The sequence below is a fragment of the Nonomuraea sp. NPDC003214 genome (genome assembly GCF_053590035.1).
The window spans coordinates 277660-291246 of sequence record NZ_JBSFSX010000008.1; the positions used below are offsets into that span (position 1 = coordinate 277660).

The following is a 13587-nucleotide window of genomic DNA, read 5'->3' on the forward strand; positions in this document are numbered from 1 at the left end:
TTTTCGGCTGTCAGGCGGAGGGAGCAGAGCGGTGGAAACGATCCCAGGCGAAGCGCCGGCGTTCCGCTGACAGCCCCTGGTCCCTCATGGCCCGATCCAGCAGGTCCACATCACACCCGTGCGCGCTCAGGTGGCGGAGAAGGGGCTCGTACCGGTCGGCTCTGTCCCGTACGAGCTCCGTCGCCAGCCGTAGCTCCAGCCGAACCGCGGGAACCCGGTGCGAGCCGCATGCGACCCATACGTAGTGCTGCCACGGGCCGCGCCCTATGCATTCCATCCCGTCGGAGTCGAACGGTTTCTCAACGGTGCTCATCTCCACCTTGACCCCGTGCACCTCGTACCTGGCGAAGTATTGCGAGGATTCCGCGATCCACGAGGCAGCGTAAAGGCAGGGAAACGAGGCGAGCGCGGCGCCGAACGTGTCGACGTCCTCCCGCCGCGCCACCAGAAGGTCGATGTCACCGACAGGAAGACGAACCCCCTGAAGGAGTGCCGCGCTCGTGCCCCCGAGGCGGTAGGTGATGTCGGCGCCTGCAGCGCGCATGGTGGTGAGCACCGTGTCCAGCGCCGCAGTGATGTCCGCCAGCCGGAGATGTGTTTCGCCGTTGTCCATGAGGCGCAGCGTAAGAGCCTGAGGATCCACTATGTCAGGGCACCGGAGAGCCATTTCCGAGTGAGGGCGGGCCTACACTCGGCGCGCATGCGACTGAAGGCGATCTTGGCGCTGTTCGCTGTGTACGCCGTCACGGCGGCGCCCGAGTTCCTGCCCGGCGAGTGGCGGGTGATCGTGCAGCCCGCGACGAGCGACGCAGCCGAGGTCTACTACCAACCGGTTTCACCCGTGCTGCTCCGGTCGCATGAGGGCATCGAGCCCTTCCAGGACGCCCAGCAAGCCGCCCTGCGACGGGCCGAGCTCCACCCGCACGATCTGGCTCCGCCGTACATCCTGTACGAGCCGTACCGGCTGGTCGCCCCCTACGTCACCACGCGAGGACGCGCGCTGGCCTCGCCGCCGATCTCCGGGGTGAGCCGGTCGGACGGGAAACCCGTCCCGTACGTGATCGTGCCCCAGGTCCGGCCGGCGGAGAACAGCCAGGCGGAACTCACCGCGTTGATGGAGTCGGAACGCGGACCGATCGACGAGCCTGAAGTGTGGGGCATGGGAATCAGGCCGGAGCTCAACCGGATCATCCTCCAGACCAACGCCTTCGATCAGGGCTTACGCCGCCGGATGGCCAAGCAATATGGCGAACTCGTCACCATCGAATGGGACCCCTCCGGCCAACGCCCGCAGCTCGACTGAGGAGGCGACCGGCGTGAAACACTGCACGGCGTGCGCGAATATCTGTACCTCGTTCTCACGGCAGCGGTGGCGACGTACATCCTCGTGCCGCTCGTTCGCAGATTCGCCGTCTCCATAGGCGCGATGCCCGAGGTCAGAGAGCGCGACGTGCATGCCACCCCGACGCCCCGGCTGGGCGGGCTGGCCATGTGCGCGGGTTTGGTGACGACCCTTCTGATCGCCGCGCAGCTCGACAAGTCGGGCGCCAAGCTCGCGGACAGCGATTTCCTTTACGGGCTGATCATTTCCTGCGTCGTCATCGTGGCTCTCGGCTTTCTTGACGACTGGCTGGGTCTCGGCTCGCTCACGAAGCTCTGCGGGCAGATCGCCGCAGGTGGAGTGCTGTCCTTCTTCGGGATCAGGCTACCGTGGATACCGCTTCCCAACGGGGCGACGTACATACTCGACAGCACGCTGAGCACGATAGTCACCATCGGCATCGTGGTGGCCATCATCAATTCGCTGAACTTCGTCGACGGGCTCGACGGCCTGGCCGCAGGCATAACAACCATAGCCGCGGCAGGGGTATGGCTTTATTCGATCATGCTTTCCCAGCATCTGAGCGGCGACCGCATTCAGGTGACCGCCATCATGTCCGCCATTCTGATCGGCGTCTGCCTAGGGTTCCTGCCGCACAACTTTCACCCCGCGCGAATTTTCATGGGCGACACAGGCTCCATGCTTCTGGGGCTGGTGCTCGCGACCTCCATGGTGCTGGTGACATCGGATATCGCGCCGGACGCGGTTGCCGAGGTGAACCGCTTTCCGATGGCCATTCCGCTCATCCTGCCCGTCGCGCTGATCGCCGTGCCGCTCATAGACCTTTTGAGCGCCGTCGTACGCAGGACGTCCCATGGGAAATCCCCGTTCGCCCCGGATCGGGGGCACCTTCACCACGTCATCCTGGACAGCGGACACTCCCACACCCGGACGGTGCTCATTCTCTACGCCTGGGCCGGCATCTTCACGTTCGGCGTGGTGGCCCTCGCCCTGGGTGGTGTTCCGCTGGTCGTTCTCCTGGTCGCAGTAGTGTTCGCGCTGCTGGTCCTGGCGCTCACCCTTCACCCTCGCCTCCGCGCTGCAAGTGATTCCGCAACTGCACGGGAACACAGGGGCACAACGCGCCCATAGGCCCCAGCTCGTGGTCGAGGCGGAATGAGCCTCAGGGCTTCTTGCGGGGTCCTGGGTGCAGGTCGGTGAGCAGGGCGTCCCTGGAGGCGGTGGCTGCTTCCTCCGCCGTGGTGATGGCCTGCAGGATGGCGGCGGCGAGGTTGGTGGCGTCCAGGCGTCGTCTGGTGCGTGGGGAGATGTCCAGGCGGGTGAGGGCGCCGAGGGCGTCGGTGACGGCGACGATGCCGCCGTCGTCGGCCCGGCCGGTGAACTCGGCGGCGCTCCACTCGTCCACCCGCGCCTCCGCCCGTGCGGCGGCGGCGATCAGCTCCTCCAGGCGCGCGTTCGCGTCCTGCATGCGTTCACTCCCCCTTCAGCACGTTGCGGATGTAGCCCTCCAGCGGGTCGGCCGCGCTGCCGGCGGCGCCCGGGACGCTCAGGCCCTCGATGACCTCCTCCAGCCGCTCCCCCATCGTGGCGTGGGCGGCGGCGATCGCGTCCAGTACGGCCTGGGCGAGCTGCAGGTGGTCCAGGTCGCGGGAGAGGCGCGGGTCGATGGTCAGGGCGCGCAGGCGTCCGCCGCCGGACACCACGGCGCGTACGGCCCCGCTCGGGTCCGTGCCTTCCAGGCGTTCCTGCTGCAGGTCGCTCATCGCCCCGGACAGCGCGCCGGCCCAGCTCTCGGCCTCGCGCAGCAGCCCGGAGAGGTTGTCGGGCCGCCCTTCTGCGAACGATTCCACGTGCCTCATGTCGTGGCCTGCGGCTGCTTGGGCGGCTGGGGCTGTTGCGGCTGGGAGGCCGGGACCCAGTATTCCTTCAGCCGGAAGGGGTCGGCGATCGCGGGCGTGAGGTTGAGGTCGCGCGCCCCCATGTCGGGGTTGCCGCTCTTGTAGAAGGCGCCTCGCAGCTCGTTGAGCTTGAGTTCGAGCTTGTTGAGATCACCTTCGTACGAGTTGTACACGTCGGCGAACTGCTTGACCATGTTCCCCGCCATGCTCATGAACACGCCCACCTGGGTCCACAGCGCGACCTTGCCGACCGGGTGGGCGCTGAGCGAGGCGATGGTGCGCAGCACGGGCGCGGAGGAGGCGTACAGGCTGAACACCGACAGGTCGTACTCCAGCACCTCCTTGAACTGGCTGTGCATGGTGCTGCTCATCTCGCCGGAGATCTTGCCGAGCTGGCTGTAGAGGCCGTTGACGTTGAATCGCACGTACTGCTGCAGGGTTTCGACCGCGCGGCCCTTCCAGTTGGGCGCGATGTCGTCGAAGAACGACCGCCACAGGTCGGAGCGGCTGCCTTCGAGCTGCCCGGCCATGTCCTTCCACTGTTCGCGCCGGTCGTAGAACAGGAACGGGTTGCCCATGTTGAGGGTGGCCGCCACGTCCAGCGCGAGTGCCGCGACGCCGAGGCCGGAGATGACCATGGCGCTCCGGGTGGTTTGGCGCAGGGGGTTGAGCTGCGAGATCAGCCGCCGGTAGAAGCCGGGGTCGGTGCGCGGCTGCGGCGGCGAGACGGTGATGGTGCGCTGCACGGCGCCCCGGGCGTTGGCGACGTGCAGTTGCTGGCCGCCGGCAGGAGGCGTGGTCTGACCCGGCACGATCAGTTTCGGCGGTTCGCCGGATGGGGTGGTCATCGCGGGGTTCCTCCTACTTGATGGTGCTGGCCTTCTGGGCGGCGACGTAGTTCGCGGCGGCGGTGGAGATCTTGCCGCTGTCGGTGCGCAGCACGTCGGTGAGGATGCCGGCGCTGTCCCGCCAGGTGTCGGCGATGGTGTTGAGCCGGTTGACGAACATCAGCCCGACGATCGGGATGCCGGCCATCGGGGCCAGGTGCCAGCCTTCGAAGCGGGGCGTCCACTGCTTGACGCTGTCGACGCCGATGGCCGAGTCGCCCATCGTTCCGGCGAACTTGCGCACGTACCAGGCGTCGACCTCGTAGCCGCCCGAGGGGGTGCCGCCTCCGGGGTCGGCGACGGACGGCGGCGGCGCGGACGACGCCTGGACGGTCTGCGCCGACTGCGCGCGCACGGTGGGCGGGAGGCAGACCGGTGGCGGGCACGCGGGAGTGTGCGGGCACGGGCTCACCAGCGGCGGCGGCACCGTGCCGGCCTGGGAGGACGGGTCATCGGTCGACACGGCCTCGTTTTTACCAATTTGGATCAAGGCCGTGGGGTGATTCGGGGCCGCTGAAGCCAATGTTCAGCCGTTCGTCACCATTGCGACATTTACCCGTCCCTCGGCACGCCCGGAGGCTCACGGGTAGATCTTCTGGTGCTCCCTCAGCATCGCGACGAACTTCTCGATCCGCGCCGCCCGCGTCGCGGGCCGCTTGGCGTCGCCGACGCGGTAGAGGATCGCGTAACGGTTGGCCCTGTCGAGCGTGGCGAAGAACTCCGCCGCCACGGGGTCGGCGTCGAGCGCCGCCTGAAGGTCATCGGGCACGGTCGCCGTGCTCGACGATTCGTAGGCCGCCTCCCACCGGCCGTCGGCCTTCGCCTTCTCGACCTGCGCGAGGCCGGCCGGGCGCATCGCCCCGGCGGCGATGAGCCGTTCGACCTTGCCGCAGTTGACCTTCGACCACCGGCTCCTCGGCTTGCGCGGGGTGAACCGCTGCAGCCAGTGCTCGGCGTCGAACTTCACCTTCTGCCCGTCGATCCAGCCAAAGCAGAGCGCCACGTCCAGCGCCTCGGCGTACGTGACGGACGGGATGCCGGAGTCCTTCTTGGCGATCTTCAGCCAGAGGCCGGGCGAGACGGCGTGCTCGGCATCGAGCCACTTCTCGAACTCGGCCTGGGAGGCGAAGGCGAGGATGGGGAGATCTTGCTTGTCCGTCACTGCTTTGACGCGCTCCTTCGAACGGGGTCGGTCCCGGCTCGATCGTCGCACCCGGGCGTACGTAAGGCACCTTGACGTGCGTACTTCCTGCTAGAAAGCCGCTCTCCATACGGTAGTCCGCGATTCCCGAAATATCCGGAACTGGGGGCGATTCTTCATGCGTGCCGGGCCAGGACCGGTTCGGGATGACGGTGGCGCCCGGTGTTCAGCGGATCTGGCCGGACCGGCCGGAGCGGGCTCTCACGCCTGCGACATAGGGGGATTCGGCCCCACATGCCTTCTCCAGCCTGGTGCGAACAGTGTTCACCACGGACAAGTAACCTACCCCCGGTCGCGGGTAGTGGCCTGGGCGGCACATACTGGAGGGGTGAAGCCAGCTAGCGGCGCGCCCCGCCGCCACCTGCCTACCAGTCCCTTCAAACCCCCGCCTCCCGCTCCACCGGTCGAGCAGCTCAGCCTGAACGACCGGGTCACCCATGACCGTTTCGGCCTGGGTGTCGTCATCGGAGTGGAAGACGAGATCGCCGTCGTCGTCGACTTCGGGTCACGGCAGGAGCGGATCACGACACCTTTCCACAAGCTGTACAAGCTGTAGGACCGCTCAGGCGGTGCGACTGGATGCCGGGACGGCGCGCCGGCTGTTCGGGGCCGCGCGGGTCGCCCGGCTGGGCACCGCCGGTTCCGACGGGATGCCGCGTGTGGTGCCCGTGACGTTCGCCGTGCTCGGCGACCGGGTCGTGACGGCTGTCGACCACAAGCCGAAGCGCACCGCTGACCTGAGGCGGCTGCGCGACATCCGCGCGAATCCATACGTTTCGCTGCTCGTCGACCATTACGAGGACGACTGGACGCGCCTGTGGTGGGCGCGTGCCGACGGCAGCGCGCGGATCGCCGACGAGACCGAGCGCGCCGAGGCGCTCGACGCGCTGGTGGCCAAGTACGACCAGTACGCGGGCCGCCGCCCGGAGGGTCCGGTGATCGTCGTGGCCGTGACCCGCTGGTCCGGCTGGCGCCACTGAGAACGGCGGCACGTACTCAGGTACGCGTACTCATGTGCTCGCCTGCCCGGTGGCGGATTCTGGGGGCATGACCAAACCAGTCCAGCCCACCATGACCGCCGCCTACTACGCGCAGAGTGTCATCTCGTTCGCCGTGGCGCTCGGCAGCACGGCGCTCGGCATCGTCTTCCTGCCGATCGACCCCTGGGTGCGGGCGTTCCTGGCGATCGCGGTGCTGTATACGGTGACGTCCGCGTTCGGCCTGGCCAAGGTCATCCGTGACCGGCAGGAGGTCGCCCACATGTCCAGCCGGGTCGACCAGGCGCGCCTGGACAAGCTACTCACCGAGCACGACCCGTACAAGGTCGACAGTCTTTGACCGTCAGGCCTGGTCGAGCCCGCGTTCGATGGCGTAGCGGACGAGCTCGACGCGGTTGTGGAGTTGCAGCTTGTTCAGGGTGTTCTGTACGTGGTTCTGCACGGTGCGGTGGCTGAGCACGAGGCGTTCGGCGATCTGCTTGTAGGACAGGCCCTTGGCGACCAGGCGCAGCACCTCGGTCTCGCGGTCGGTGAGGCTGGGCCCGTCGGTGGCGGGGCGCTGGGTGGCGAGGCGGCGGTATTCGCCGAGCACGAGCCCGGCCAGGCCGGGGGTGAAGACGGGTTCGCCTTCGGCGGTGCGGCGGACGGCGTCGAGGAACTCCTCCCGGCTCGCCGACTTGACCAGGTAGCCGGAGGCTCCGGCCTTGACCGCCTCCAGCACGTCCTCGTGCTCGCCGCTGGCCGACAGGACCAGGACGCGGGGCGGCTGTTCGGTGGCGGCCAGCCCGCGGGCGACCTCGACGCCGGGCAGGTCGGGCAGTTGCAGGTCGAGGATGACCACGTCGGGCCGGATGGCGCCGGCGACGCGCAGCGCCTGGCGGCCCTCGCCGACGGTCGCCACGACCTCGTAGGCGGCGTTCTCCAGGTCGCGGGCGACGGCGTCGCGCCACATCGGGTGGTCGTCCACCACCATCACGCGCAGGGCACTGGTCATCTGGTCACTGTAATCTCGACCTCGGTGCCCTGGCCGGGCACGGAGGCGATGGTGACGGTGCCGCCGAGGCCGGCGATCCGGCCGCGGATCGACTGTGCGATGCCGAGCCTGCCCTCGGCCTCGGCTTCGGCGAGGCGGCCTGCGGGGATGCCGGGGCCCTCGTCGCGCACGGTGATGGTGATCGATCCGGCGTCGTCCTCGGCGAAGACCCAGGCGCGGGCGTCCTCTCCGCAGTGCCAGCGCACGTTGTCGAGCGCCGCGCCGACGGCCGCCTCGACCTCGCGGGCGCGGGCGGCGGGCAGTGGCAGCGGGGTGGCCGGGGCCGAGACGGTGACGGTGGGCGTGGTGAAGCGGCGTAAGCGGGCGCCCACGTCGACCAGGCCGGCGTCGCCCTCGGCGGTGGCGGGGCCGCTGCGGATCAGCTCGCGCACGGCCGCCTCCTGCTCACCGGCGAGCCGGCCGAGCTCGGCGGCCTCCCCGCCGATCTCCAGGCCGCGCCGCTGCACCAGCGCCAGCACCTGCAGCACCGAGTCGTGGATGCCGCGCGCGATCCGCTCGCGCTCGCGCACGGCGGCCTCCCGCTCGACGGCCCGTTGCAGCCGCTCCTCCGCCTGCTTGGTGAGCCTGGCCACGTGGCCGACGACGGTGCCGGCCAGGATAAGCAGCACCGCGCCGTTGACCGGGACGGAGAGGTCGAAGCCGTGCGGGCCGCGCAGCCACAGGTCGGCGAGCGACAGCACGATCGCCGCGACGGCGCCCGCGCGCCGCCCGCCGTGGACCGCCCAGGCGAGCACCGGGCCGCCGACCCAGGTCGCCGTGACGGGCATCACCCCAGGCCCGGCGTCGGCCCCCTGGACGTACGGCGAGGCGGCCATGCAGCCGAGCGTGACGAGGACGTCGATCACCAGGAGGGCACGGCTGCGCGAGGTCGCGTAGGCGATGGTGGTGGCCACGGTCCACCCGGCCATCACGCCGAGGACGAGCCACCCGGCGACGGGCCGCGCGTAGCCGCCGGCACTGGCCAGCAGCAGCGCGGCGTAGCCCAGGGAGGCGAAGCGATAGACCGCGATGGCCCGCCAGAACGACCCCTCGATCCCCATGTGGCCCGACTATAGGCGGGTCAGCTCAGCACCAGCATGACGTGGCCGTCGGGGTCGGTGCCGGTCCGCCGGAAGCCGCACCGCTCCAGCAGCCGGACGGACCCGGCGTTGCCCTCGTGCGGGTCGGCGTGCAGCGGCCGCTCCCGCTCCAGCTCCAGGAAGCGGGTCAGGGCCAGCGTGCCGACGCCCCTGCCCCAGAACTCGCGGCCGAGCCAGTAGCCGATGAACCGCCGCTCGCCGTGCCACCAGGCCACCACGTTGCCCGCGAGCGCGCCGTCGACGGTCACCGCCTGGACGAGGCAGCCGGGGTCGCCGAGGACGTCGGCCTTCCAGTGGGCCATGAAGGCCGCGCGCTCCCGGGGCCGCCAGCGGGCCCGGGAGGCCGCCTCCGGGTCGCACTCCTGCTGGTGGAAGGTGCCGAGGTCGGCCTCGATGACATCTCGCAAACGCACGTCCATGCCGCCCGAGTGTGCCAGCGGTCACCGACAGAACTACTCCTGCAGCACGGACAGCACGTTGCCCGCCGGGTCGGTGAACCAGGCGATGAGCGGGCCGCCGCCCCGGAAGATCCCGCGCTCGTCGGTCTTCATGTGCGGGTAGCGCTCGAACCGCACCCCTCGGCGGACCAGCTCGTCCACCGCCTGCTCGATGTCGTCGACCGGGAAGTTGAGGATCGTGTACGTGGCCGGCACGTGATCCTCCTTCGGGTAGACCAGGATGTCGCGGTCGCCCGCGATGTGCAGGGTGAGCATGCCGTGCTCCTCCGACACCCTGATGCCGAGCGTCCGGCCGTAGAACTCCTTGGCCCTGGCGATGTCGTCGACGGAGAAGCCGCTGAAAGCCTTGGTCGTGCCGAACATCACATCGCCGCCCTGTGCTCGTCGCTGAGCTGGATGATCTGGACGTAGTTGCCGTCCGGGTCGATGGCCGTGGCGAACAGGCTGCCGTCGCGGTCCTCCAGCTCGGCCAGCCAGGCGGCGCCGGTGCTCTCCATCCGCTTCGCCACGGCGCGGGCGTCGTCGACGTCGAAGTTGAGGATCATCCTGCCGGGCTCGGGGTTCTTGTCCGAGATGTCCGTCCGGTGGTCGATGAGGAGGTGGAAACTCCCGTACGTGAGCACCCGGTAGCCGTTGACGTCGGCGGTCTCGGTGGCGTCGAGGACCGTCTCGTACCAGGTGGCGAGCCTGCGCGGATCGGCGCTGGCCAGGAGCATGCCGTCAAGTGCGGGCCGCTTCATGGTCTCTCTCCTTGCGGGTCGATGTCGCTGTCACCCATGAAGACCAGGCTGCCCGCCGAAACTCATCGGAGCCCGGCGGCTCGCCGCCGGGCTCCGACCGGGTCAGATCGTCCTGAGCGTCAGCCCGTACCTGCTGAGGATCTCGTTGACCGGCTGGTGGTACGTGGTCCCGCCGGTGCTGCAGTTGCCGGAGCCGCCCGAGGTGACGCCCTGGGCCTGGCCGTTCGAGATGAACGGACCGCCGGAGTCACCCGGCTGGGCGCACGCGCTGGTGCGGGTCAGGCCGCTGACCGTGCCCTGCGGGTAGGTGACGCTGGCGTTGTGCTGCTGGATGGTGCCGCAGCGCCAGCCGGTGGTGGAGCCGGAGCGGCAGATGGACGAGCCCACGGGCGCCTGCGTGGAGCCGCGGACGGCGACGAGCGAGCCGCCGGCGCCGCGGACGTACGGAGTGGCGTTGTGGCCGGGCGTGGCGACCCAGGCGTAGTCGTTGCCCGGGAAGGAGGAGCCCTGGAAGGTGCCCGACGGGCTGGTGGTCCGGGCGCCGGTGCGGCCGCAGTGGCCCGCGGTGACGAAGCCGGGGGTGGAGCCGCGGGTGACGGAGAAGCCGATGCTGCACCGGCTGCCGCCGATGTAGTAGGGGTCGCCGCCGACGATGTCCTGGTAGAGCTGCGGGCTCTCGGTGCTGACGGTGAGCTGGACCGCGCTGCGGTCGACGCCCGCGGCGGCGGCCAGGGCCTCGGCGGCCTGCTGCTGCCCGGCGACGATGACGACGCTGTTGGTCGTCACGTCGACGTACCAGAGGGAGGCGCCGGATCGGGCCTTGCGGGGGGCCTGGTCGATCTTCGCCTTGACGCCGTCGAGCTGGGCCAGCGTGCGGGTCACCACGACGGGTTCGGCGCCCTTGGCCTCGATGGCCGGCTTCTCGGCCGCGTCGGTGGTGGCGACCATGAGCTTGGAGGCGTCGGCGTTCAGCCAGGCGCCGCCGTACGAGTCGCCTAACGAGGCGGTCAGCGTGGCTTCGACCGCGGCGGCTCGCTGTTCGTTGGCGAGACGGGTGACGACCTGCTGCTCGGTGAGGCCGAGGTCACGCTCGAGTGCGTCGATGACGGCCGGCGGGGTGTCCGCTGGTGCCGCTTGGGGGACCGGTTCGGCGGCCAGCGCGGGGGTGAATGGGGTGGCCAGGCAGGCAGCCAGGAGGGCGGTTCCTGCCAGCGCACAGCGTTTACCGAACATGTGCACTCCTTGATGGGGGTGCTGTCAAGTTACCGCTGCGTATGTCGGCCGCCACGTACCAAACGACCCGTATTACGGAGTTATGGGGCCCCTTGCGGTCACAGACCGGAATCTTCCATGCTCGGGAATATATCCACTTGCCGAGCGGCTAGTAAACGGGCGTATACTCCAATGCGGACTTAAGAGGGGAAGTGGTGTCTTGGTAGCCCGGACACAGACCGCGACCCCCGCGGGACGGCACTACACCCACCGCGAGATTCTCGAGGTCATGTCGGGGCTCATGCTCGCCATGCTCACCTCGATGATCTCGACCTCCGTGGTGGGCACCGCGCTGCCGACGATCGTGGGGGAACTCGGCGGACAGGACCAGTACTCGTGGGTGGCGTCGGCGACCATGCTGACGATGACGGTGTCGACGCCGTTGTGGGGCAAGCTGTCGGACCTGTTCGGCCGCAAGCTGCTCTTCCAGACCGCCCTCGGGCTGTTCGTCGCGGCGTCGCTCGTCGCCGGCCTGTCACAGGACATGGGCCAGCTCATCGCCGCCCGCGCCGTGCAGGGACTGGGCGTCGGCGGCCTGTCCGCCCTGTCACAGGTCATCCTGGGCGACATCGTCTCGCCGCGCGAGCGCGGCCGCTACTCCGGCTACATGGGCGCCGTCTTCGGCATCTCCACCGTCGCCGGGCCGCTGCTCGGCGGGTTCATCGTCGACGCCGACTGGCTCGGCTGGCGCTGGTGCTTCTACGTGGTCGTGCCGTTCGCGCTGGTGTCCTTCTTCGTGATCCAGAAGGTGCTCAAGCTGCCGTCGGTCAAGCGTGACACCACGATCGACATCTGGGGCGCCACCACCATCACGGCCAGCGCGAGCGCGCTGATGCTGCTGCTGACCTTCGGCGGCAACCAGTTCGCGTGGAACTCGCCCTGGACCTACTTCCTCGGCGCGCTCAGCCTGCTCATGCTGGCCCTGGCCGTGGTCGCCGAGCGCACCCACGGCAACCCGATCCTGCCGCCCCGCCTCTTCCGCAACCGCACGTTCGTGCTGACCAGCCTCGCCTCGCTGTTCGTCGGCATGGCGATGTTCGGCGCGATGATCTACCTGCCGCAGTACCTGCAGATCGTCAAGGGCATGTCGCCGACCGCGTCCGGGCTCATGACGCTGCCGATGGTGTTCGCGCTGTTCGTGTCCGGCGTGGTCTCCGGCAAGATCGTCACCCGGACCGGCAGGTGGAAGGTCTTCCCCGTCGCCGGCCTGCTCATCGTGGCCGTCGGGCTGTTCCTGCTGTCGCGGCTGCACGTCGACTCCGGCGAATGGCTCATCGGCTTCGACGTGGCCGTGCTGGGCCTCGGGCTCGGGCTGTCCATGCAGATGCTGATCCTGGCCGCGCAGAACGGCTCCGAGCTGCGCGACATGGCCGCGACCACGTCCGGCGTGTCGTTCTTCCGCTCTCTCGGCGGCGCCGTCGGCGTGGCCGCGTTCGGCGCCATCCTCACCAACCGCCTCAACAGCGAGATGGCCGACATGCTGCGCGCCGCGGGCATGAAGCCCAGCGCCGACACCGCCTCGCTCGGCAGCCCCGACCAGATCCAGCATCTGCCCGAGCCGATCAAGCACATCATCCTGGAGGCGTTCACGCGCGGCCTGGAGACCGTGTTCATCGTCGGCGTGCCCATCGCGCTGCTCGGCTTCGTCGCCACGCTCCTGCTCAAGGAGCTGCCGCTGCGCGGCTCCGCGGCTCCGCCCGAGCCCGCCGCCCCGCCGCTCGGCAAGGACGACCTGGTCCTGGCCGGGCTGCTGCTGGAGCTCGTCGCCCAGCGGGTGGAGCGTACCAACGGGCGGCCGTCCGCCCTGCTCACCGCGGTCGCCCGGATGGCCCCGCCCGACGACCGGTCCGAGCCGGAACGCGCCAGGTCGGTGGCGCAGAACGTGCTGCGCCCCACCTCGCGCGCGCTGATCGCGCAGGCCGCGCCGCCGCGCAAAGACCTCGTCACTGGAGGGATCCCGCAATGATTCGCAAGTTCATCGGCGCCGTCACGGCCGTCCTGGCGGCCCTGGCCGGCCTCTGGCTGATGCTCGCCCCGTTCGCCCTGGGCACCCAGCCGGCGAACGCCGACTGGACCGATCCGACCACCGCCGAGTTCTTCACCGGCCTCGGCGTGGCCGTCATCGGGCTCGCCGGCGCCGCCGCCTTCGCCGCCGCCATCCACGAGGACCTCGTCGCACGCGGCCTCGTGACCGTACGCGAGCGCAAGGCCGAGCCGGAGCCCGAGCCCGCCCCGGCGGCGCCGCAGACCTCATCCGCGGAGCTCGCCGCCCTGCTCGCGCCGCTCGTCGAGGCGCTGCGCGAGGACCTGAACCACACCGCCCGCCCGAACCGCCAGAACGGCTCGGTCACCCTGGTCGCCGCCGAGGAGAACCGATGAAGGCCAAACTGGGCGTCTCCGCCCTCGTCCTGCTGTTCCTGACCGGCCTCTGGCTGGTGGCCGCGCCGTTCGCGATCGGCTACCAGCCCGCCGGCGCCGCCTACACCGACGCCACCGTCAACGACCTGTGGATCGGCGGCGGGCTCGCCGGCGTCTCGTTCCTCGCCCTGGTCGTGTACGCGGCCGACGCCCTGCGCGAGCTCACCCGGGGGCGGCACGTCGGCTCGCCGACCGGCGACCGTACACCCTGACCTGGCACGACGTCGCATATGGTGGCCA

At 69.8% G+C, this 13587-nt stretch carries 20 protein-coding genes; 8 read left to right on the forward strand and 12 right to left on the reverse strand.

The annotated features are described in order from the left end of the window. Window positions 1-10 precede the first annotated feature (10 nt). Complete coding sequence (locus tag ACWDXC_RS26275) at window positions 11-613, reverse strand: hypothetical protein (protein WP_449986226.1); 603 nt, start codon at window positions 611-613, stop codon at window positions 11-13. An 87-nt stretch (window positions 614-700) separates the two neighbouring features. On the opposite strand from ACWDXC_RS26275, the gene ACWDXC_RS26280 reads away from it, so the two are divergent. Together ACWDXC_RS26280 and ACWDXC_RS26285 are read left to right on the forward strand one after the other, a co-directional pair. Then, entirely contained in the window at window positions 701-1303 is a 603-nt protein-coding gene (locus ACWDXC_RS26280) for a hypothetical protein (protein WP_449986227.1), read from the forward strand. Window positions 1304-1333: 30 nt separating this feature from the next. Further along, entirely contained in the window at window positions 1334-2473 is a 1140-nt protein-coding gene (locus ACWDXC_RS26285; protein ID WP_449986228.1) for a glycosyltransferase family 4 protein, read from the forward strand. A gap of 31 nt (window positions 2474-2504) precedes the next feature. On the opposite strand, the gene ACWDXC_RS26290 is transcribed toward ACWDXC_RS26285, so the two are convergent. The 5 genes from ACWDXC_RS26290 to ACWDXC_RS26310 all read right to left on the reverse strand — a co-directional run bounded on the left by ACWDXC_RS26290 (window position 2505) and on the right by ACWDXC_RS26310 (window position 5289). Further along, on the reverse strand, window positions 2505-2810 hold the full coding sequence (locus ACWDXC_RS26290; protein ID WP_449986229.1) for a YbaB/EbfC family nucleoid-associated protein: 306 nt from the start codon (window positions 2808-2810) through the stop codon (window positions 2505-2507). Between the two features lie 4 nt (window positions 2811-2814). Beyond that, window positions 2815-3192, reverse strand: a complete 378-nt coding sequence (locus ACWDXC_RS26295; protein WP_449986230.1) for a YbaB/EbfC family nucleoid-associated protein — start codon at window positions 3190-3192, stop codon at window positions 2815-2817. 5 nt (window positions 3193-3197) lie between these two features. Then, window positions 3198-4088, reverse strand: a complete 891-nt coding sequence (locus ACWDXC_RS26300) for a hypothetical protein (protein ID WP_449986231.1) — start codon at window positions 4086-4088, stop codon at window positions 3198-3200. Between the two features lie 13 nt (window positions 4089-4101). After that, window positions 4102-4590, reverse strand: a complete 489-nt coding sequence (locus ACWDXC_RS26305) for a hypothetical protein (RefSeq protein ID WP_364168290.1) — start codon at window positions 4588-4590, stop codon at window positions 4102-4104. 117 nt (window positions 4591-4707) lie between these two features. Further along, a complete protein-coding gene (locus ACWDXC_RS26310; protein ID WP_219498699.1) occupies window positions 4708-5289 on the reverse strand; it encodes a YdeI/OmpD-associated family protein in 582 nt (193 codons plus the stop codon). A 367-nt stretch (window positions 5290-5656) separates the two neighbouring features. On the opposite strand from ACWDXC_RS26310, the gene ACWDXC_RS26315 reads away from it, so the two are divergent. The 3 genes from ACWDXC_RS26315 to ACWDXC_RS26325 all read left to right on the forward strand — a co-directional run bounded on the left by ACWDXC_RS26315 (window position 5657) and on the right by ACWDXC_RS26325 (window position 6666). Then, the gene (locus ACWDXC_RS26315; protein WP_219498691.1) at window positions 5657-5884 is read left to right on the forward strand and encodes a hypothetical protein; all 228 of its coding nucleotides are present in this window, start codon (window positions 5657-5659) and stop codon (window positions 5882-5884) included. A gap of 13 nt (window positions 5885-5897) precedes the next feature. Next, on the forward strand, window positions 5898-6308 hold the full coding sequence (locus tag ACWDXC_RS26320) for a TIGR03668 family PPOX class F420-dependent oxidoreductase (RefSeq protein WP_449986232.1): 411 nt from the start codon (window positions 5898-5900) through the stop codon (window positions 6306-6308). A 67-nt stretch (window positions 6309-6375) separates the two neighbouring features. Further along, window positions 6376-6666, forward strand: a complete 291-nt coding sequence (locus tag ACWDXC_RS26325) for a YiaA/YiaB family inner membrane protein (protein ID WP_219498689.1) — start codon at window positions 6376-6378, stop codon at window positions 6664-6666. 3 nt (window positions 6667-6669) lie between these two features. Here ACWDXC_RS26325 and ACWDXC_RS26330 read toward each other — a convergent pair whose 3' ends face one another. The 6 genes from ACWDXC_RS26330 to ACWDXC_RS26355 form a co-directional block, all read right to left on the reverse strand. After that, complete coding sequence (locus ACWDXC_RS26330) at window positions 6670-7320, reverse strand: response regulator transcription factor (protein ID WP_357591229.1); 651 nt, start codon at window positions 7318-7320, stop codon at window positions 6670-6672. Next, window positions 7317-8420: a MacS family sensor histidine kinase gene (gene macS, locus ACWDXC_RS26335; RefSeq protein ID WP_449986233.1), complete on the reverse strand. Its 1104-nt coding sequence runs from the start codon at window positions 8418-8420 to the stop codon at window positions 7317-7319. The genes ACWDXC_RS26330 and macS overlap by 4 nt, the downstream gene beginning before the upstream one ends. A 20-nt stretch (window positions 8421-8440) precedes the next feature. Continuing rightward, window positions 8441-8878 (reverse strand): GNAT family N-acetyltransferase, encoded by a 438-nt coding sequence (locus ACWDXC_RS26340; protein ID WP_449986234.1) that lies wholly within the window; start codon window positions 8876-8878, stop codon window positions 8441-8443. A gap of 33 nt (window positions 8879-8911) precedes the next feature. Further along, window positions 8912-9280 (reverse strand): VOC family protein, encoded by a 369-nt coding sequence (locus ACWDXC_RS26345; protein WP_449986235.1) that lies wholly within the window; start codon window positions 9278-9280, stop codon window positions 8912-8914. Continuing rightward, window positions 9280-9657, reverse strand: coding sequence for a VOC family protein (locus ACWDXC_RS26350; RefSeq protein ID WP_449986237.1), 378 nt, complete (start codon window positions 9655-9657; stop codon window positions 9280-9282). Before ACWDXC_RS26350 ends, ACWDXC_RS26345 begins: the two co-directional genes overlap by 1 nt. Window positions 9658-9759: 102 nt before the next feature. Beyond that, complete coding sequence (locus ACWDXC_RS26355) at window positions 9760-10890, reverse strand: S1 family peptidase (RefSeq protein WP_449986239.1); 1131 nt, start codon at window positions 10888-10890, stop codon at window positions 9760-9762. 268 nt (window positions 10891-11158) lie between these two features. Between ACWDXC_RS26355 and ACWDXC_RS26360 the strand changes: the two genes are divergently transcribed. The 3 genes from ACWDXC_RS26360 to ACWDXC_RS26370 are packed head-to-tail and all read left to right on the forward strand — an operon-like array spanning window position 11159 to window position 13559. Further along, window positions 11159-12895, forward strand: coding sequence for an MDR family MFS transporter (locus tag ACWDXC_RS26360; RefSeq protein ID WP_449986241.1), 1737 nt, complete (start codon window positions 11159-11161; stop codon window positions 12893-12895). Beyond that, window positions 12892-13308, forward strand: coding sequence for a hypothetical protein (locus ACWDXC_RS26365; protein ID WP_449986243.1), 417 nt, complete (start codon window positions 12892-12894; stop codon window positions 13306-13308). The genes ACWDXC_RS26360 and ACWDXC_RS26365 overlap by 4 nt, the downstream gene beginning before the upstream one ends. Further along, a complete protein-coding gene (locus ACWDXC_RS26370) occupies window positions 13305-13559 on the forward strand; it encodes a hypothetical protein (protein WP_357591222.1) in 255 nt (84 codons plus the stop codon). The genes ACWDXC_RS26365 and ACWDXC_RS26370 overlap by 4 nt, the downstream gene beginning before the upstream one ends. Window positions 13560-13587: the final 28 nt, after the last annotated feature.